Here is a 19,608-nt window from a genome sequence, read left to right on the forward strand (position 1 = left end):
TTATACTCTCTCCACGTTTAGACCCCCCTCCCCTTCAAGAAATTCCAGCGTTTCCACTGCATGGCGCATATGAGGGATCACAATACTGCCGCCCACTACAAGCGCAACATTCAGTGCATCTACTATCTCATCTTTGGTAAATCCGCTTTTTGCACACTGTTCCAGGTGATAATCAATACAGTCGTTACAGCGAAGCACGGCTGATGCAACCAGACCGAGCAGCTCCTTGGTCTCTCCGGGAAGTGATCCGTCGCGGTAGGTGTTGCTATCAAGGTTAAAAAATCGTTTCACCCCGAGGTGGTTCAGATCCAGGATCTTGTCGTTCATCTCGGACCGTTTTTGTCGAAATTGTTCTAGTCGATTTGTTTTTTTAGACATATTCGTTTTGATTAGAGCAAACAGTACATTGAATTATCTTACAGCGGCAATTTACAAATTTTCATCACGTGTTTTTTAAACAGAAAACGTACCGACATAAACTGGTGGCCATGGGAGATAGTCTCGCCCAGGGGTTCAAAAATGGGGGAATCTATCGAACCGATCTCAGTTTTCCCTCAATTCTGAATCGTGCAATGAGCCCCGATCATCAAATGGAGCTTCCTTCCTTCTCCGCACAAGCCGGTATCCCGATCAATATGGAAGTTTTAATTCGCGGACTTGAGGAGGAACTGGGAGATGAAATCACCCTCTACAATTCGGTTCAGGCCGGACACCACATCTACTCAACTCTGAAACGAATTAAATCGTACTGGGAAGGCCAGATGATCTCCCTGAAGAATGAGGACCAGAGAGATCCCTATCACAATCAAGCTGTTTGGGGTTTTTCGATCAGTGATAGCTGGCTGCTGAATGAAAAATTCTGCCGGGAATATATTCGGAATAATAAAACTCAATATTCCGTTTTTAGTGTTCTCCCGGATCAAGCGATGTACACAACCGCACGCCTTGTTTTAAATCCAACCTTTGGCTCCCAGTACGAAAATCACAGCCAGGTTGACAACCTGAATGAGCTGAGTGACGACGGGGGTATTGAAAATCTGATCGCATGTATCGGGCATAATAATGTGGTAGGGGCGGTTACAAAGCTGAAAATTGAATTTTCTGAGGAGAGCGACCTTAACGCCCCCTACAATGAGAGAAATTGTACCGTGTTCCGCCCGGAGCATTTTGAACAGGAACTGCGAACTCTCTACGACAAATTGAGCCGGATGAATATCAAACGCGTGTTCGTCCCTACCATCCCGTACGTTACTATTCCCCCTGCTATCCGGGGAGTTAATAATGATTTCAGCACACCGCGTGATGGATATTTTGACTACTATGCCCGTTTCTGGATATGGGATGACGATTTTGACCCCAAAAAACATCCCCACCTCACCCGGGACGATGCCATCAAGCTGGATGAGATTGTGGATCAATACAATCACATCATCAAAGTTGTGGCTGATGAATTCGGATTTATCGTAGTTCCGGTTGCGCGCTATGTACAGGCTGCAGCACGACGGCGGCACCTCCCTGAAACGATTTCTCCATTCCCGAAAGGGTTCATTAAAGCGCTGAAAAAGAATCCAAAAACTTCATTTATGGTAAATGAGCTTGGAGAACCCACAATCTCAACGGATTACCTGAAAATAAATGAAGAGACCGGTAAAATTGAAAAAGGCGGAATCTTCAGTCTCGATGGGCTCCATCCATCTACAATCGGGTATGGCCTCATAGCCAACATCTACAAAATGAGCATGGAAAAGCACGGGGTACGGTTTGAACATGAGATCGACTGGGATTTTGTGATCGAAAATGAAACCCTGATCACCGACCCTCCAAAACTTCTTCACAATTTACGTCTACTGCTCCGTTTCCTCGCCGTTGGACGACAAGAGAAACTGATGATGTTTGGAAAGGGTGTTCTTCAGGAGATGGTGGAGATCTTTTCTCCAGGCCCAAAAGTGGAGCAGTAATCCTTGCTATAGAAGTTTTTCAGCCAGGCTCAACCCATTTTTAATGCAATCGGGAACCGAGATCCCATACCTGAAATTACCGGCCATGTTTAAACCCCGGTTTTGACTCTCAATTTCATTCAGCACATCCAGAACCTCATCATACCCTACGTGGTAGGCCGGAATGGACTTTGGCCAATAGATGTGATCTTTGAATTGAGGATCACCGTTAAGCCCAATCAAATCGTTCAATTCATCCAAAACGATGGTTAACAACGTTTCGCTGTCATTCTCAGCCAGATCGGGCTGCCGCCCGCCGCCGATAAAAACCGTAAGGAGGTGTGAATCCTCAGGTGCGCGATTTTCAAACAAGGTAGATGAAAAAAGTGCGCCAAGAATCTTGCGGTTCTCCGCTTCCGGCACTAAAAACCCAAATCCGTCCAGTGGATGATCTACATCTTCTTTTTTAAAACCGAGTAACATTACCGACAGAGGCGGATACTTTACGTTCTGTAAAGTCTGAAGCTGGGCATCCGTAATCGGTACAAGCTGCTTGTTGAGTTTGTATAAAGGTGTATTCATTACAACTTCATCATACGGACCAAACTCTCCCATGTTGGTTTTCAGTGTCCACTGTCCATTTGATTCTCGAACTGAATGCACTTCATGATTCAGATGTACATGGTTTAATTCGGAAGCTATAGAGTTGGGAAGCTGCTGTAATCCATTTTTGAATGATATCAGTTCCCGGTCAATCCTACCCTGCTCGTTTCGTTTTTTAGACCCCGCTATAGCTCCCCAGATCATCGAACCGTACTCCTGTTCAAGATTATCCATCAGTGGAAATGCGTGCCGCAGCGAGAGGTCTTCAGGCCTATTCGCATAGATTCCGGCTACGAACGGGTTGAGGGCATAATCCAGAATATCACTTCCAAGTCGTCTCTCTACAAACTCAGCAACGGTTTGATCCCGATCGCTATTTCTTGGTATAAACGGCTCCAAAAGAACCCTCAACTTACCTGTTATACTGAACAGAGGAGTTTTAACGGCCGACATCAACGAAGATGGCAGCGGCTCAAGATGTCCATTTTTAACAATGAATCTCTTTTCGGCCTCAGGGTTGGCAGTCACTTTATCGCCTGACAGCCCCACTTCGGTTAGAAACTCGGCCACCTGCCGATCTTTCAACAACAGAGTGTTTGGGCCATACTCTGCCTGCCACTGATCATTGCGCACCGTTTTTATAGCTCCGCCCGCCTCAGCTTTTCGCTCAAAAATTTCAACTTTGGCGCCTTTATTTTGAAGTTTCCATGCGGTAACCAGTCCGGTAATCCCAGCCCCAACAACTGCTATTTTACTATTTTTACTTGACATAAAATACTAGCTCAAATTCTTTCCTTTCATCTTATTTTAATTTAGAACAAATCTAAACAACCATTGCATGCAGGTTTTATGCTCCATAAATTTAGACTCATTCTAAATAATACGCGAAGCTAAATTGATAACCACGACGAATTAATCTGATGAATTTAAACAAACTAACTACGCTTCTATTTGTTTCTCTTCTGTTCGGTACAACTGCGATCGCCCAGGAGAGATCAACTGCTCAAAAAGATACCACAGATTCTATCGATAAGGTAATTCTCGACCGGATTACCGTAGTCGGTGCCCCTGCCTGGATCAGTAACATTCCGGGATCTGCAAGCTATGTGAGCCCGGAACAGCTCCAAAGGCAAAGTTACACAGATATCAACAGAATTTTGAGAACCGTAAGCGGAGTCAATATCCAGGAAGAAGAAGGATTTGGCTTACGTCCAAATATCGGCCTCAGAGGTGCCGGTGTTGAGAGAAGTTCAAAAATTAACCTGATGGAAGATGGCGTACTTGCCGCTCCGGCTCCCTATGCTGCACCGGCTGCTTACTACTTCCCAAACATGGGGCGAATCAGCTCTGTTGAGGTTCGAAAAGGATCTTCTCAAATCAAGTATGGCCCGAATACAACCGGAGGTGCCATCAACGTAATTTCCACACCGATACCAACTGAACGTAGCGGACGGGCCGAAGTAAGCATTGGCGAGCGATACTCGAACAAGCTCTATGCAAATTATGGAAACCGAACAGAACGCTTTGGTTACATGATTGAAGCGATGCAGATTGGAGATAACGGGTTTAAAAATCTGGACAATGGAGACGACACCGGATTTCTGGTGCGCGATTTTGTCGGTAAGTTCATGGTTCGCTCTGCTCCTGAAGCTTCCACGTTCCAGCGGCTTGAACTAAAACTTGGATATAATGATCAAGTAAGTGACGAAACCTACCTTGGTCTGACCCGTGAAGATTTTGCAGTATCACCTTTCAGACGATACGCCGGCTCACAAACCGATCAGATGAACACTGAGCACAAATCTATCATGGCACGCCATTTTGTTATGTTTAACAGCAACATCGATGTCACCACTACGCTCTATCACAATGATTTTGCGAGAGGGTGGTACAAGCTTGGCAGCGTTAATGGGACCGGAATTTCATCTGTACTGAATGATCCGGCATCCTATGCAAACGAACTGGACATTCTTCGCGGTCAGAACAGTGCAGACGATGCCCTGAATGTGCGATCCAACAATCGCGAATATTTTTCTCAAGGTGTTGAGTCAATCTTGGCTCTCAACTTCAGCGATGGCAGCATCAGTAACGAAATTGAGCTGGGCGTTCGCCTTCACCGCGATGAGGAAGATCGCTTCCAGTACGAAGATCTCTACAGAATGGAAAATGGAGCCATGATTTTAACCTCAGCCGGTGCACCCGGAACACAAGCCAACCGGGTTGGGTCTGCGACCGCACTTTCCATCTACCTGAAGGATGACATTGTAATGGATCGATGGACATTTACACCGGGAGTTCGACTCGAGAACATCTGGTTCTCCAATAAAAATTATGGTACCAACGACCCCGACCGGACCGGCTCATCACTATCAGAAAATGAATATACCGTCACAGAACTTATCCCGGGTGCAGGCGTAACATTTAAAGCATCTGACCAGATCACACTGATTGCAGGAATCCACAAAGGGTTTTCACCCCCAAGCCCAGGATCCTCTCCTGAAACTGAATCAGAATCCAGTGTAAATTATGAACTCGGTTTTCGCTTGGCAGATGACCTGATTCGAACTGAAATCATCGGATTTTACAGCGATTACAGCAACCTGCTCGGGTCAGATCTGGAAGCAGGCGGAGGAGGCGGTACATCCGCACAATTCAATGCCGGAAGTGTTGAAGTAGTTGGGCTTGAAGTTTCTGCAGAAACCGATTTCGCAGAGATGTTCGGCACAACCTCACTATCCATTCCATTCAACATAAACTACACGTACACCAAGGCTGAATTCCGGACATCATTCGACAGCAGTTTTGGTCCCTGGGGAACTGTACAGGAGGGAGATCAGCTTCCATTTATTCCTGAGCACCAATTGAATATGGCTCTATCACTCAACTGGGATAGAGTACAGTTTAACATCAACAATGTGTTCTCTCCAAAAATGAGAACCGTAGCCGGACAGGGCGACATTGAGGATCAAAACAGCACCGACAGTTACTTTATTACAGATGTAAATGCAACGTATAATGTAATGAATAACATTGACCTCTTTGTAAATGCCCGAAATCTATTGAACGAAACCTATATCGTTTCTGACCGGCCTGCAGGTGTACGTCCGGGCCTCCCAAGAACATTTATGGGAGGATTTAGAGTAAATCTCTGATATTCGAATATCCATCCTCAATCCAAAAAAGCAGGCTCAATATCGGGCCTGCTTTTTTCATTTCTCCTCTTTTTTAAAAGTCCCCCTTTGTGATTACCTTCCCATCCCATAAAAAATTCATTAAAAGATGACGATATCTATATTAGGGTGCGGTTGGTTAGGTTTTCCGCTTGCACAAAACTTACTGAGCCTTGGTTTCTCGGTTAAAGGTTCCACTACATCAGAAAAAAAAGTTAAAACACTCAAACAGGCCGGTATTGAAACCTACCTGATAAAACTCCCCGAACAGTTGGAGTCGGAAGAAAACCGTGATTTTTGGAATTCGGATATTCTGTTTTTGAATATCCCGCCCTCCAGAGGGGATTCCGATGTAGAAAAAAACTATCCTACTCTTATACAGAAAGTTGTTGATAAAGCAACATCTGCCGGAATTGATTGGATCATCTTTGCCAGTTCAACATCAGTATACAGCTCTACCGGTGGAGTGACTGACGAAAGTGATGCGAAACCGGGAAGTGCATCCCGGCCGTCGGGTGAAGCCGTGTTAAGAGCGGAACAAGTTCTGCAAAGTTCAACGCTCGATGTATCGATTATACGTTTTGGCGGACTCTATGGATATGGGCGCCATCCGGTTAAATATTTAGCCGGAAGAAAGGATCTGTCTGATGCCTCAAAACCGGTCAACCTGATCCATCAAACAGATTGCCTGAATATTATTCAGAAAATTATTGAGCTGAATAAGAGAAATGACGTATTTAATGCCGTTTCGGACGGGCACCCGCCCAGAAAAGAGTTCTACATTTCGGCGGCGCACCATTTTAATCTGCCCGAACCTCAGTTCAGTAAAGATGGCCGAAAAGATTACCGGGTGATATCGAACGAAAAGGTTAAGAGAGAACTGGAGTACACATTCTCCTATCCAAATCCTATGGATCACACGCCATAGGGATCTAGCCGTTCTTGTTCACAACGTAGATATCTGACGCCACAGAGGCACCGATTGCCACACCTTTCTCCCCTTCAACAAAGATATGGATCGGACCGTCAAAAGGTTCACGCCTGGAGACTTTAATTTTTACCCCGGGAATCAGGTTTCTCTCTTCGAGGTATCGGAGCAGATCAGGGTCTTGATTTTTCACCCTGCGTATTATGCAAGGGGTCTCCTCTTTAATCTCCAACAGAGAAAAGAGATGTTCCTGTGGCATGGATCCATCTTTTGCCGGGATTGGGTCACCGTGCGGATCGTACTTCGGATTGTTCAACAGCTCGGCAATCCGGTCCTCAAACTGCTCCGAAATGTGATGCTCCAGCTTTTCTGCCTCATCATGTACTTCATCCCACGAATATCCCATCATCTCTTTCAGGTAAAGCTCCAGAAGCCTGTGATGCCGGATAATTTCAAGTGCAATCTCCTCCCCGGATTTTGTCAGCCTTGACCCGTAGTATGATTCATATTCAACAAGCCCCATCTTTGAAAGTCTTTTCACCATGTTGGTGACGGAAGCACCCGCAACGCCCATCTCTTCAGCCAACCGGGAGTTGGATACACCGTTCTCACCCTCCTGATCGAGTTTGTAGATCGCTTTTAAGTAATCTTCAACAGATTGACTTCTCGACATGATTATTGTAAAAGGTTTGTAGGGTTATCTTCCCTGGTATTCCTGAAAAGTTTGATTGAGATATTCATCACTCCCGACAAAATTTAACAGGGAGCTAAACATCGGAGCTTCAATAAAACCGGGCTGTGATCCGAGTATACTGCCTTCTGAGTTGAGAAAGTATGTGGTTGGCACGCTCTCGTTATTTAAGGCAGATGCAAACTGAGCTTCCGTCATCTCATTTCCATGGTAGTTAACCATCTCCTCAGATTCTACATTGATTCGCACCCAAATATAGTGCTCTGAAATCGCCTCCAGTACCTCGTCACTTGTGTACACATCGGCATGCATTCGCTGGCAGTAAGGGCACCACTCAGCAAAAACATCGATCAGAATCTTTTTACCGGTTTCCGGTGCTATTTTCAGTGCTTCTTCAAGCGTAATCGGCTCCGGCTGTCCGGAAGTGTCTTGGCTATACAGTTCTTTCTGACCAGCGGCCAACCATACCAGCGCTGTCAACAGCAGAGTGTAAAGAGATTTTTCAAATACCTTCATGACTTCAGATAGATTTATTTCTTTTTGATCACCACGATCGTCATATCATCATGCTGATTGGCTCCATTACCAAACGTCTGCAAATCGTCTACTATTTTGCTTAGAATAGTTTCAGCATCTGCTTCGTGGTAGGCTTCAATCAATTTTTTTAGTCTGTTATCACCGTAATACTTGTTGAGATTGTTCGTAGCCTCAACCACGCCGTCAGTATAAAGAATCAAAATGTCATTTTTATGAACATCAACCGACTGTTCCATAATGTTATTTCTGAACAGCTCTTCATCGGTAATTCCCAGCCCAATTCCCTGAGGTGTAAATACATGAAGTTTTTTCTCTTTACTGTCGAAATAGAGCAAGGGGTTATGCCCGGCTCTTGAGAACGTAAATACATTTTTTTGAGAATCGAACACTCCAAAGATAAGAGAAATAAATGTTCCTTTTCGTGCATTCTGCCTAAAGAGTTTATTGACCCGGACCAAAACCTCGATTGTAGATTTGAAATTTTCGCAGACCGCATGTATAACTCCTTTGATAAATGTCATATAAAATGCCGCCTGAATTCCCTTACCGCTCACATCCCCAATGGTTACGGCCAGCCTCTGATCGGGAAGAGAGATAAAATCATAATAGTCTCCACCCGTTTCGAATGCGGGACGACAAACCGCAGAAATCTGCAGCCCTTCCACATCCGGAGTGCTAACCGGCAAAAATGAAGTCTGCACTTTCCTCGCAATCTGTAGCTCCTGTTTTATACGCTCACTCTGTGCAAGTTCATCCACATATTCAGGTACAAAATTTGGGAGATCCCGCGCAGATTTACCTGTGCTCATGCAGTATCCGCCAAATGCTACACCCACTGCGGCAATTAAAATATTCGTGTAAAAAAGGAGTGCATCCGGCGATTGCTCCATCACCCAGCCGGAAGCTGTGGTGAGGTGATTGACAAAAAAGAAGAGCGCTAAAAATACGGTTAAAAAATCATCCCGTACATACATCCAGCCAATTGCCAGCCCGACAACCCCCATCATTATGAACTCTGTGCCCATCGGTCCCACATCGATGCCCAGTGGGTTCATCACAGCAAAAACAACACCGGTCAGCAGAACAACCCAAACAGGTTTCGACATGACAGCCTTCACTTTTCCAAGAAAGATGAGGAAGATCAGTTGTGCCGCGAAAAAATAGATCGCCAGGTTGGAAAGCATCAGAACAATATTGCTGATGTAGCGCCCATTTGAGTAAAACACCGGCTCAACAGAAAGAAATCGGTCCGGAATGAGATAGTACATCAGTGCCCAGATCCCAGCCAGGATAAAAGAGTATGAAATACCCCGGATAAAGGTGGAACCGACCGGTTTATTGAAAAAATGCCCGATCCGAATCAGGTCAATCGACTGTAGTTTTTCAGGCCAGTTCTGTCGCGTGATGGAGTCGGCAATGGAGGTAATTAAAAAGTAAACCAGAGAGGTGAAAGCCGCCGTTAATCCGCCTACGATCAAAACCATTGATATCAGGTTAAAATCGAAACTTCCAAAGTTTTTGATGTATTCGTGAACTGTTTCCGAAAGGACTACAAGCGGCATGATGAATCCGGCAAGAACCGCCACAAGTATGGCAGCTTTCGTATCGATCAGCCTCATTCTAAAGCGGATGATAAAGAGTATAAGCACCCAGAACAGCACGAGAAGAAGTACAGCCCCCCGAATACCGCTTAAAATTGAAGTTGAACTCATCGAAGCTGAACCACCTGACTGCAGCGAGTGCCTCATGGAAAGTAATGCTCCGGTGGGCAGAACCGTTATGTTTAATTCGCCCCGGGTTGAAAACTCAGGATGTTCATATTGAAAGCTTACTTTTGCAGCATCCGTTACTCCAACAGGCACTTTTTCAACATTGGCAATTTCATAGTTAGACCCTGCCCATCCGGAGCGTTCCAGATAGTATTGAGCCATCTTTTCCGCAGTTGCTCTGTTTAAACGGGTTAGCTCCCCATGCTCCATATTTAAGGACAATGACTCCTCATTACCGGAAAGTTGAAATTGAATGCGTTCAAAAATCAGGCTGTCGACCGCTTCGGGTGGAATTCTCGGATGTTCGATATCGAGTGCAAACGACAGCACATCCGCATGAAAGAAGGTAGATGGCAGACGATTTTCACTGTTCACCAACTCAATGACTTCTCCACGTTCATTGAGATGCACAGAAACAATTTGATTCTGCATGGGGCCGGCCATAAAATCGTTCGCATCAGCAAGCTCAATCAAAAACTCAGATCGCCAATAAAATGCAGGGAAATTTAGCCTGTTTGCTTCAATCCGATAAAATTGATTGATGTCTGTACCGGACTGTAAAGAATCGAGAAGTGCTGACTTAACCCGGAAGTCTGTAATCGGGATATCTTGCGGCTGATACCCATACGACTGAACTACACTCTGAGCACGTTGAGATGCCGCCTCCTCTCCCAGAGAGGGATCCGCCAGGCTCAGCGGATGACTTTGACCGTACAGCCAAAAGAACAGGAAAGCAGCCAATATACCTGCTATAACAAGTAATGTATCAGTTTTAGCTGAATCGAAGGAGAAACTCAATGCGCTGTCCGGTCGTAATTGATTAACAATTTAGATGCATTAATTTACATCGGAATTTATGAAACAAAGTTTCAAATTATTTTGTGATAATGAAAAAGAAGATATATAAAATCAATCAGGACTCATGTAGCAGAAAATCCCTGAACTGAAATTCCTGAAAAATTCCCAATTATTTTAAAAACAAGACGGTACCTTACAAAATTATTCAACCGAAATGAATTTATGATATGTGCCTGATAACTTTTTCTTATAAAACAGATGACAATTTTCCTTTCATATTTTCTACCAACCGTGATGAGTTCTATGAACGCCCCACCAGACCCGCGCAATTTTGGGAAGATCACCCCCGGCTGCTCGCCGGAAAAGATCTCAAAGCCGGAGGAACATGGATGGGAATAACCAAAGAGAATAAATTTGCAGCGCTTACAAACTTTCGTGATTTAACCAACATCAAGGAGAATGCTCCCAGTCGCGGACAAATTGTAACGGACTTCCTGACCGGCGACTTATCACCTGTCGACTTTTTTGAAAAGATGGAGCCGTCGGCTGCTGACTATAATGGTTTCAATCTTCTCTTTGGGTTCACGGATGAGTTGTACTACTTCAACAATGTGAAGATTGAACTGCAAAAGATAGAACCGGGATATCACACGCTAAGCAACGCATTTCTAAATAGTGAATGGCCAAAATCACAAAAAGCACTTCGTAAGTTTAAAGAGACACTTAGACAAAACCCCCTCGACCGGGAACGATATTTCGAATTTCTGCAGGATACCGAACAGTTTCCCGACCACCTGCTACCCTCAACCGGTCTGCCAATAGAGAAGGAACGGATGGTCTCCTCCATTTTCATACAATCGGAAGATTACGGAACGCGATGCTCCACATTAATTTTTGCCGATCCAAATAGTGAAACCACATTCATAGAAAAAAGTTACAAACCCGGTACCCGCGAAGTTGATCAATCCGTCGAGTTCACTTTCTGAATCCGTAAACATCCTCTATTGTCTAAAATTAATGGTTATATTCACACAGAAAAATAATAGCAACCTGTACCTTCGCTTATGACAAATTCACCGTCCGGGGATAAAGTTAGCTGTCTGATCGTAACCGCAAATCGAAAAGAGCTTTTGCGCCGGTCTCTCGTCTCTCTGAAAAATCAGACTCATAAGAATATAGAAGTCGTTGTGATTGACAATGGTGAGGAGAAAGTTGAAAAGCTTTTGCAGATGTTCCCAAGTGAGCAGGTCAACTATACCTATATCCAACCCTCACCCGATAACATTTTAGGTGATTTGAGAAACATCTCCCTGGATAAGGCCACGGGCGATTATATGATCTGCTGGGATGACGATGACTGGTTCCACCCGAAAAGAATTGAAATACAGCTCAACACAATAAAATCGGGTTTTGATGCCTGCTGCCTGGAGGGGAATATATTTCATATCGACTCTCCGGATCTGATCGACCATCCCTATATCGGCCGTCTGCCCGACGGGTCGCCAAGTTCTATCATGCATAAACGAAGCGACGCTATACGTTACCCCTCCATGCGGCGGGGTGAAGATACCGTTTACCTAAACCGGTGGATGGATCAGGGACGTTACAAAATGCTCGATCTCTCCTACGCCTATCTGTTTGTACGGGTATTCCACGGTACGAATGTATCCGGGAAAAAGCACTTTTTGCGAAGGCTTAAAAATTCCCCGAAAAACTGGATTCAATACATGTGGCATGCAAAGGTAAAAAGGGATCTTTTTGGTCACCCAAAATTTCAATTAACCGCGGATGAACAGAAAGCATTTGACATGTTTTTAAAGGACTCCAAAAAGCTGGGGATTCTCTGAGTAAACCACCACTTTATGATTGAGTCAATACATAACCGGGTGAGAGTGCTGCGAATGCAGTTTAAAGAGTTCAGGGAATCACCCCGCGGGAAGATCATCTTAAAATACCTGACCTATGCAGTACAGGTATTAATTATTGCCATCATTGCAATACAGCTCACGGGAATAGGGTGGATGAATATTTTCAACTCACTCCCAACAACTCCCTGGTTTTACCTCTTATTCCTGTTTATCTATTTCCTGCTCCCTTTCTCTGAAACTCTGGCCTATAAAATCACTTGGGGAATTCCATATTGGAGAAGCATTTCGATCTTCATCAAAAAAAGAATTTTCAATAAAGATGTGATGGGTTATTCCGGTGAGATTGTCCTGATGCAGTGGGCCACGCAGCACACCGAAAAATCAAAAAAACAGATTTTTAAAGATGTGAGAGATATGAACATTCTCTCCTCAGCTGCATCCACCATTATTGCATTCGGGTTGCTTGGGGTTCTGTTTTTGACCGGTCAGATTAAAGCCTTCGACAGCCTCATCCGGGATGATTTTCTTTCAGATGCAACTGTTTTTGAATATGGACTGATTCTGGTAATCGTTATCATTCTGATTGCAGTGATTACCCGGTTCCGAAAGTATCTTTTCAGCATGCCTGCGGGAACATCAGCCAAGATTTTCTCTATTCACGCCACACGGATGATACTACTCTACGCTGCACAAATACTGCAGTGGCACCTGGTGCTGCCCGATATCTCTCTTGAAATCTGGTTCACCTTTTTAAGTGTAAATATTATTATCAGCCGAATTCCGATCATTCCAAGCCAGGACCTTGTGGCAACCGGAACCAACATCGAAATAGCAAAGATACTGCAGGTTCCGGTAGCACCTGTAACGGGGATTTTTCTGGTACACGATGTACTTGGCAAAGTATTGAATTTCATTCTCTACCTGTTTCTCACAGTTACCGGGAAGAGAGGAAAATCAGAGATTACGTTGTAAACTCACTCACGACCTACCAACCCCTCCCACACCCGATCGGCAAAATCATAAAAAGGCTTTTTTTGATGATACCAACCAAAATGAAGGCAGTATGGAGTAACTCTCATAAAATCTCCCTTACCAGGTACCAGTGAAAATAACGATATAAGAAGCTTTCTTAACAGCCCCGATCGAACAGCTTTGAAATCGTACACAAACCGATCGTTATACAGCGTACAGGTTACCTTACTGAAATCTTTATTATGAGACGTGTAGCTTTCAATATAATCCAGCTGGGGGCTGTTAAACCCATTCAGCCAAGGAAGGATTGGGATGTTAAGTTTAGACATTGCCATTCCAAGACTCCACTCACAACTCTCCTCATTCCGTCCGGTCTCACTCTTCCGGCTCCGGAAATGGGTCTCATCCCTTCTCGAGAGAAATTCCTTTGCAGCACGGCACACATCCTCAGCAACATCTCGATCGGCTGCATAGATCATCCCCGTTTGTACTCGGTTCAGGTAGGTTAGTCCGAACTTCTTTAAAGTCCTCTTGCGTCTCTGGAAGATCACATCTGCCACAATTCCTATTCCTTTAGGTCCCCCGAAAAAACCGTCTGCGATATGATTGCCTGAAATGGTAAAATGAAAGGTTTCAAGCACACTCCACAATGGATCAGGATCGCGGCACCAGATAATATCACTATCCAGGAACAGATTTTTCTCATACGGCATAAACTTATGAACCTGGTGCTTAAAACCGGTTATTGATCTATTCTCCTCAGGTAAGAAATGGATCTGATCAAACAAATCAGTCAAGCCATTCTTTTTCAATATTTGAATGTGTTCATTTGAGCAGTAGAGTGCTACCGGTCTGTCTTCGTCGTACCTGCGAAGAGTTTTAACACTCGCAACTGCATGTCGCAGATACTTTTCATCACCATAAGAGGAGTATATGTACCCTTCCTTTTTCAATCTATTTTCGGGCATCTAATCTGACTGTTTATTCTCATAAGCTCTCTGCTGCTAAACGTATTCGATCAACTTTATAGCAAACTACAAATTACGAGATCTAAAATGTCTTATGAAAGATTTTTATATTATGAAATTGTAAATCATTGTCCGTTATCACAATCCCCGGTAATTAATAATACAGATGGCACAGAATAATCATTCATCCGACCCGATCGATGCTGTACTCACGTGGGTGGATGGAAACGATCCGAAACACGCAGAAAAAAGAGCCAAAGCTATGAACGGATCGAAAAACCATCATAGCCACCTCCCTTCCGGGAACCATAAAACTCGTTTTTTAAATAATGGTGAGCTTTACTACTCCATAGCCTCACTGCGAAAATTTGCGCCCTGGATTCGTACTATCTACGTGGTTACGGACAATCAGGTTCCCAAATTTCTTACTCCTGAAATTCAAAATATACAAAACATCAAAATTGTTGATCATCAGGAGATTTTTAGAACGTATGAGTGGGCACTTCCAACATTCAGTAGCATGTCTATTGAAACCGCTCTTTGGAGAATTGAGGGGCTCTCTACAAAATTTCTCTATCTCAATGATGATTTTATTCTGACTGCACCCGTACAGATTGAAGATTTTTTTGCCAGAGATAAAGTCATTCTTCGCGGAAGATGGAAAAGAATGGCAGAGTACTCACCGCTTCGCATCAAGTTAAATCACATTTTCAGTCGGTTTGTAAAGAAATTTCTGGGAATTACCCGATCACTTAACCTATTGACACAAATTCGTTCTGCTAAGCTTGCCAACTTCGCTGATCGATATTTTTATACTCCACATGTCCCTCACCCAATACGAACGAAAACCGTAAGTGATTTTTACAAAGCACACCCGAAGACTTTCGAAAATAATATTCAACACAAGTTTCGCAGTACAGATCAGCATACAATACAGTATCTTGCCAACCATATAGAGATCAAAAAGGGAAATGCTCTGCTTAAACCGCCAGACGACGTTTTGATGATCAATGGTGAGTCAGATTTTCGGTTCATGATTTCAAAAAAAATCAAACGGATCAAAAAAGGAGACGTCAAATTCTTATGTATTCAGGGATTTGAATCGATCGATGATGAGTTACAAGATGAACTACATACACTGCTCAACGATTATTTCTCTGATGTCTACGTAAATGCGTAGTGATCTGCTTATTCACTCCGGATGTACAAATCACTAATCTAAATGTAGATATTGACGTTTTTCTACCAACATGAGCCAAACGATTACCGAACCAATTGACGCCGTTGTAATCTGGGTGGATGGTAATGATCCCTATCATGCTGAAAAGCGGACGAAAGCTCTGCGGGATGAAGGATTGATTACATCTGATCAATTACCGACCGGACATCATAAAACTCGTTTCATTGATAATGGCGAGCTTGAATGGTGTATTAAATCCATCCGTAAATTTGCCCCATGGATTCGAAATATCTATTTGGTAACAGATAACCAAATCCCGGCTTTTTTAAATAGACAGGCCCAAAAAAATTTTAAGGTAAAAGTGGTTGACCATACAGAAATTTTCAAATCGTATGAGTGGGCTCTGCCAACTTTCAATACACGATCTATCGAGTCTGTTCTCTGGAGAATTCCCGGTCTTTCTGAAAAATTCATCTATTTCAACGATGATTTTGTTCTAACGGCTCCGTTAACAAAAGAACACTTTTTTAAGGGCAGAAAAGTGGTCGTCAGAGGAAATTGGCGGAAAATCACACATTATGGGAATTTCCGACTCAAGCTGAATCACCTGTTCAGTAAAGTTATTAAGAAACTTCTGGGAATTACCCGTTCGATGCACCTTCTTCTGCAGATTCGTTCAGCTCAGCTTTCCGGTTTTAAAAAAAGATATTTCTACGTTCCGCATGTACCCCATCCTGTAAAAAAAATCTACCCTCGAGAGTTATTTCAAGAACAATCCACAGCAGTTTGAAAAAAATATCCGGTATAAATTCAGAGATACTAAGCAGTTCTCAGCTATCTTTCTCTCTTATCATTTGGAGATAGCCAATGAAAATGCAGAACTAATACCTCCCAAAAGTGCCATGATGATCAACGGTGAGATGGACCTTTCACCGGCTGTGTCGAGAAAAGTTCAAACTATTCAACGGGGAGATATTGAGTTTCTCTGTATTCAAGGTATGGAGGTCATCAGGCCCAAACAAAAAAAGCACTTAATAGATACATTAAGTGCTTTGATTGAAAATTAACTTTCTGTTACGCTCTTGCGGCTCGTCTGCGTAAGCTTTCCAACAGTGCATCAAACCCCCGTTGGCGAATAATGCTTTGAAACTGACGGCGATAGGATTCTGCAGTGGAAACATCATCAATACTCATATCGGTGATGTACCACACGCCATCCCGCAGTTCCATATCGTAATCTACAGAAGTTCTGACGTTATCCATCTGGGCCATGGTTTTAACTTCAGCATTTCCGTTTTCAACAGTAATTCCATTATAGGATACTTCTGCCCGGTAGATATCAAGCCTGTTCAGGGAGTTATCCCGAATGATTGTTGCAAAAAGTGACACAAACTCTTCACGCTCTTCATCCGATATTTCATGGAATGTATCGCCCAGGGCAATTTCAGACATCGACCTGAAATCGATCACATCATTGATGATATCTTTCAATTTGTCACGCTGCTCTTGCGTATACTCACTTCCTTTGGGCCCGAGTAACTCTTTAATTTCGTCATCCCGCTCATTCAACATGGATCGAATTTCATCCGCCTCAGATTGTGCGATTCCAATATTCACAAAAAGGAAAAACGTGATGAATAGTGTTGTTAAATATTTCATTTTAAATAGCTTTTAATTTACGCTCAACTGTTTTACTGAGATTCCCGATGCTCTGTACAGAGCTGCTACCTTTTTATTCAAATCGAATACATTTTGTTTCAACTCAACACGTAATTCTAACTCTTTCTGCATTGCATTGAGTAACTCCTCCACATCTCCGAAACCAATATCATAATTCAACTGTTCGTGCCGTACCCAGTTTCTTGCCGTGGAAAGTGCCTGTTCTGTTTGATTCGCTTTCACTTCAGCTACGGATGCTTCACGGTAGTTTTCATTCAACTCCAGATAGATACCGTCCATTAATGCATCCTTTAAATCCCGAACACGGCTAAACTCAATATCAGCCCGGTCTATTTGATTTCTGATGGATCTAAAATTAAGATTTTGTCGGATACCAAACCCAACAGCGGCAGATGCATAGTTGGTGTTGTTGATGATAAACGGATTTGTTTGGCGCGGTCGATTAGGTGTATTCGCATAACTTCCCGATATCCCTAAAAACAAAGCCGGATATTGTTGGGCTTTCACCGCATCTTTTCCTTTTTCGAGTGCCTCAATTCCGGCTTCCACACCCTTCAACTCCGGGCGGTTCTGCACTGCCAGCTGCTGATAGTAATCATAGGGCTCTAAATCAAATGCCACAGGATCCAAAAATCTTTCTTGCGGCTCATATACTGTTCTTTCATCCCCACCCATCACATAATTCCAAATTCGTGTTATAGATGCCAAACTCTCCTCAACCTCTCTGCGCTGCACTTCAAACTCGGTTTTGAAGATCTCAAACCGAAATACATCTGCTTCTTTCAGATCGGGATCACCATCTTCTCTCATCTGTTCAATTTGCCGCTCTACCCTATCTACCTGTTCCTCAGCGTCTGCTAAAATTCGCTCCACTTCATAGGCCAGTAAATAACTGTGATAGAGCTCAAACAATTGCACTTCTGCCTCAGCCGTTACTGCGCTAAATTGATAGTCTGCGGCCCTGGCACCGGCCTCGGCCGCTGCAATAGCATTATTGATAGCTCCCCAGGTATAGACCGGCTGAATGGCACTGATCTCGGCTCTGGTGAAAATGCCCCAATCCTCCCAGTCGTTCTCAAGGTTTGGATCCAGATAGTAATGTCCCTCCGAAAGTCCTTCAACCTCGCTTTTTACACCCGGAACTACACCATGTTGCGAGTTGAACTCTACTCTTGGCAGAATTCGTTGGTTCCGTGCTTCCCGGACCCGATTTTCTGACATACTCACAGAATTGCGCTCATAAGCAACCTGACCGGATCTTTCAAGACCGCGATCGATAAATTCCTGTAGATTTACTTTTAACGTATCCTGAGATTGTGCCGTGTTAAAAAGTAAGAACGGTATCAGTAAACTCAGATATATAAAACGATGCACAGTAATTAGTTTCTTTATGATTTAGCTTACTCAACAACGAAGTGGCTAAGCTTTTATTTACCAAACAGTGACTTGATATTACAAAACTTTCTGCCATTTCGATCAGATACAAAAAAAGCCCCTTTAATAATAAAGAGGCTTTTTTATAAAAGCGGAGGGAGAGGGATTCGAACCCCCGGAGACTTGCGCCTCAACGGTTTTCAAGACCGCCGCATTCGACCACTCTGCCATCCCTCCAAAATTATGCATCTTCAAGTGCCGCAGCACCGGAAACAATTTCGGAAATTTCGGTCGTAATTGCACTTTGTCGAGCCTGATTGTACTTCAATCGAAGATCACGCTCGAGCTCTTTTGCATTTTCCGTAGCATTATCCATGGCCGTCATTCTGGCTCCTTGTTCAGAAGCGTTCGATTCAAGCACGGCACGCCACAGCTGCATATTCAAGTGAACAGGTAACAGATCATTTAAAATCGACTGTCCATCAGGCTCATAAATATAGTCAATTTCATTCAGATTTGAAGAATTTTCTTCCTCAAACTGGTCTGTTTTTAGTGGCAATACTTCATCAACCAAACGGTTTTGAGAAATTACAGATTTGAACTCATTAAAGGCAACCAAAACTTTATCATAGTCCCCTTTGACAAACTTATCTGTAACTCCATTCATAATGGATGAAGTTGTTTCGTAATTCAAATCATCAAAAAAACCAACGTATGAGTCAACAACGTTATATTTTCTCTTTTTAAAATAACCGTCAGCTTTACGACCAATTGTGATCAAGTCCAGCTTACCGGCTTGCTGATATTGAGAGTAGTCAGAATTGATTCTCTGTTCAACCAGTTTAAAAAGGTTATTATTGAATCCGCCGCAAAGACCGCGATCTGAGCCCACAACAATCATTACAATGGTATCAACTTCTTCGGGTTTACGAAGAATCGGATTATCACTTCCGGCACCAGAAATTAATCTCGAAACCACACTGCGCATTTTCTTTGCATACGGTCTGGTCGCAATAATACGCTGTTGAGCTTTTCGCAGTTTAGCCGCAGCCACCATTTTCATGGCTTTGGTAATCTGCTGAGTATTCTCAATAGATGATATCCGATTTCGTATATCGCGCAGGTTTGCCATC

The 19,608-nt window shown here is 43.5% G+C and carries 17 protein-coding genes and 1 tRNA gene; 8 read left to right on the forward strand and 10 right to left on the reverse strand.

Features of this window, described 5'->3' with window-relative positions:
* Complete coding sequence (locus tag BG260_RS10395) at positions 1-327, reverse strand: carboxymuconolactone decarboxylase family protein (protein ID WP_245683952.1); 327 nt, start codon at positions 325-327, stop codon at positions 1-3.
* A gap of 119 nt (positions 328-446) precedes the next feature.
* Between BG260_RS10395 and BG260_RS10400 the strand changes: the two genes are divergently transcribed.
* Positions 447-1,958, forward strand: a complete 1,512-nt coding sequence (locus tag BG260_RS10400) for a hypothetical protein (RefSeq protein WP_069132405.1) — start codon at positions 447-449, stop codon at positions 1,956-1,958.
* A gap of 6 nt (positions 1,959-1,964) precedes the next feature.
* Here BG260_RS10400 and hemG read toward each other — a convergent pair whose 3' ends face one another.
* Positions 1,965-3,311, reverse strand: coding sequence for a protoporphyrinogen oxidase (gene hemG / locus BG260_RS10405; protein WP_069132406.1), 1,347 nt, complete (start codon positions 3,309-3,311; stop codon positions 1,965-1,967).
* A 149-nt stretch (positions 3,312-3,460) separates the two neighbouring features.
* Here hemG and BG260_RS10410 point away from each other — a divergent pair, with 149 nt between their 5' ends.
* A complete protein-coding gene (locus tag BG260_RS10410) occupies positions 3,461-5,692 on the forward strand; it encodes a TonB-dependent receptor family protein (RefSeq protein WP_069132407.1) in 2,232 nt (743 codons plus the stop codon).
* A 127-nt stretch (positions 5,693-5,819) separates the two neighbouring features.
* On the forward strand, positions 5,820-6,638 hold the full coding sequence (locus tag BG260_RS10415; protein WP_069132408.1) for an NAD(P)H-binding protein: 819 nt from the start codon (positions 5,820-5,822) through the stop codon (positions 6,636-6,638).
* 4 nt (positions 6,639-6,642) lie between these two features.
* On the opposite strand, the gene BG260_RS10420 is transcribed toward BG260_RS10415, so the two are convergent.
* From BG260_RS10420 to BG260_RS10430, 3 genes are read right to left on the reverse strand one after another with little or no spacing between them, the layout of a single operon-like run.
* Positions 6,643-7,311 carry a metal-dependent transcriptional regulator gene (locus BG260_RS10420; RefSeq protein WP_069132410.1) on the reverse strand — a complete coding sequence of 223 codons (669 nt, stop codon included), beginning with the start codon at positions 7,309-7,311 and terminating at the stop codon, positions 6,643-6,645.
* Positions 7,312-7,335: 24 nt separating this feature from the next.
* Complete coding sequence (locus tag BG260_RS10425; RefSeq protein WP_069132412.1) at positions 7,336-7,845, reverse strand: thioredoxin family protein; 510 nt, start codon at positions 7,843-7,845, stop codon at positions 7,336-7,338.
* Positions 7,846-7,859: 14 nt separating this feature from the next.
* Positions 7,860-10,433, reverse strand: coding sequence for a PP2C family protein-serine/threonine phosphatase (locus BG260_RS10430; protein WP_141691575.1), 2,574 nt, complete (start codon positions 10,431-10,433; stop codon positions 7,860-7,862).
* Positions 10,434-10,660: 227 nt separating this feature from the next.
* On the opposite strand from BG260_RS10430, the gene BG260_RS10435 reads away from it, so the two are divergent.
* The 3 genes from BG260_RS10435 to BG260_RS10445 all read left to right on the forward strand — a co-directional run bounded on the left by BG260_RS10435 (position 10,661) and on the right by BG260_RS10445 (position 13,273).
* Complete coding sequence (locus BG260_RS10435) at positions 10,661-11,419, forward strand: NRDE family protein (RefSeq protein ID WP_069132416.1); 759 nt, start codon at positions 10,661-10,663, stop codon at positions 11,417-11,419.
* A gap of 78 nt (positions 11,420-11,497) precedes the next feature.
* Entirely contained in the window at positions 11,498-12,280 is a 783-nt protein-coding gene (locus BG260_RS10440; RefSeq protein ID WP_069132418.1) for a glycosyltransferase family 2 protein, read from the forward strand.
* 15 nt (positions 12,281-12,295) lie between these two features.
* Positions 12,296-13,273: a hypothetical protein gene (locus tag BG260_RS10445; RefSeq protein ID WP_069132420.1), complete on the forward strand. Its 978-nt coding sequence runs from the start codon at positions 12,296-12,298 to the stop codon at positions 13,271-13,273.
* 2 nt (positions 13,274-13,275) lie between these two features.
* Here BG260_RS10445 and BG260_RS10450 read toward each other — a convergent pair whose 3' ends face one another.
* Positions 13,276-14,241: a glycosyltransferase family protein gene (locus BG260_RS10450; protein WP_069132422.1), complete on the reverse strand. Its 966-nt coding sequence runs from the start codon at positions 14,239-14,241 to the stop codon at positions 13,276-13,278.
* Positions 14,242-14,407: 166 nt separating this feature from the next.
* Here BG260_RS10450 and BG260_RS10455 point away from each other — a divergent pair, with 166 nt between their 5' ends.
* Together BG260_RS10455 and BG260_RS10460 are read left to right on the forward strand one after the other, a co-directional pair.
* Positions 14,408-15,421, forward strand: coding sequence for a stealth family protein (locus BG260_RS10455; protein ID WP_069132424.1), 1,014 nt, complete (start codon positions 14,408-14,410; stop codon positions 15,419-15,421).
* A gap of 70 nt (positions 15,422-15,491) precedes the next feature.
* Positions 15,492-16,211: a stealth family protein gene (locus BG260_RS10460; protein WP_069132426.1), complete on the forward strand. Its 720-nt coding sequence runs from the start codon at positions 15,492-15,494 to the stop codon at positions 16,209-16,211.
* A gap of 284 nt (positions 16,212-16,495) precedes the next feature.
* Here the strand turns inward: BG260_RS10460 and BG260_RS10465 are convergent, their stop codons facing one another.
* The 4 genes from BG260_RS10465 to atpG form a co-directional block, all read right to left on the reverse strand.
* Positions 16,496-17,080, reverse strand: coding sequence for an MlaC/ttg2D family ABC transporter substrate-binding protein (locus BG260_RS10465; RefSeq protein ID WP_069132428.1), 585 nt, complete (start codon positions 17,078-17,080; stop codon positions 16,496-16,498).
* Positions 17,081-17,092: 12 nt separating this feature from the next.
* Positions 17,093-18,475 (reverse strand): TolC family protein, encoded by a 1,383-nt coding sequence (locus tag BG260_RS10470; protein WP_083750258.1) that lies wholly within the window; start codon positions 18,473-18,475, stop codon positions 17,093-17,095.
* Positions 18,476-18,627: 152 nt separating this feature from the next.
* Positions 18,628-18,712 (reverse strand) — tRNA-Ser (locus BG260_RS10475).
* Positions 18,713-18,716: 4 nt separating this feature from the next.
* Positions 18,717-19,607, reverse strand: a complete 891-nt coding sequence (atpG, locus tag BG260_RS10480; RefSeq protein ID WP_069132432.1) for an ATP synthase F1 subunit gamma — start codon at positions 19,605-19,607, stop codon at positions 18,717-18,719.
* Between the last annotated feature and the right edge of the window lies 1 nt (position 19,608).

The sequence above is a fragment of the Rhodohalobacter halophilus genome, from assembly GCF_001715195.1.
Classification (GTDB): Bacteria; Bacteroidota; Rhodothermia; order Balneolales; family Balneolaceae; genus Rhodohalobacter; species Rhodohalobacter halophilus.

Coding starts and splice junctions, on each gene's coding strand:
- BG260_RS10450 (WP_069132422.1), bottom strand. CDS start 14,241: ATGCCCGAAAATAGATTGAAAAAGGAAGGGTACATATACTCCTCTTAT.
- BG260_RS10415 (WP_069132408.1), top strand. CDS start 5,820: ATGACGATATCTATATTAGGGTGCGGTTGGTTAGGTTTTCCGCTTGCA.
- BG260_RS10465 (WP_069132428.1), bottom strand. CDS start 17,080: ATGAAATATTTAACAACACTATTCATCACGTTTTTCCTTTTTGTGAAT.
- BG260_RS10410 (WP_069132407.1), top strand. CDS start 3,461: ATGAATTTAAACAAACTAACTACGCTTCTATTTGTTTCTCTTCTGTTC.
- BG260_RS10420 (WP_069132410.1), bottom strand. CDS start 7,311: ATGTCGAGAAGTCAATCTGTTGAAGATTACTTAAAAGCGATCTACAAA.
- BG260_RS10455 (WP_069132424.1), top strand. CDS start 14,408: ATGGCACAGAATAATCATTCATCCGACCCGATCGATGCTGTACTCACG.
- atpG (WP_069132432.1), bottom strand. CDS start 19,607: ATGGCAAACCTGCGCGATATACGAAATCGGATATCATCTATTGAGAAT.
- BG260_RS10440 (WP_069132418.1), top strand. CDS start 11,498: ATGACAAATTCACCGTCCGGGGATAAAGTTAGCTGTCTGATCGTAACC.
- BG260_RS10425 (WP_069132412.1), bottom strand. CDS start 7,845: ATGAAGGTATTTGAAAAATCTCTTTACACTCTGCTGTTGACAGCGCTG.
- BG260_RS10395 (WP_245683952.1), bottom strand. CDS start 327: ATGAACGACAAGATCCTGGATCTGAACCACCTCGGGGTGAAACGATTT.
- BG260_RS10460 (WP_069132426.1), top strand. CDS start 15,492: ATGAGCCAAACGATTACCGAACCAATTGACGCCGTTGTAATCTGGGTG.
- BG260_RS10445 (WP_069132420.1), top strand. CDS start 12,296: ATGATTGAGTCAATACATAACCGGGTGAGAGTGCTGCGAATGCAGTTT.
- BG260_RS10435 (WP_069132416.1), top strand. CDS start 10,661: ATGTGCCTGATAACTTTTTCTTATAAAACAGATGACAATTTTCCTTTC.
- hemG (WP_069132406.1), bottom strand. CDS start 3,311: ATGTCAAGTAAAAATAGTAAAATAGCAGTTGTTGGGGCTGGGATTACC.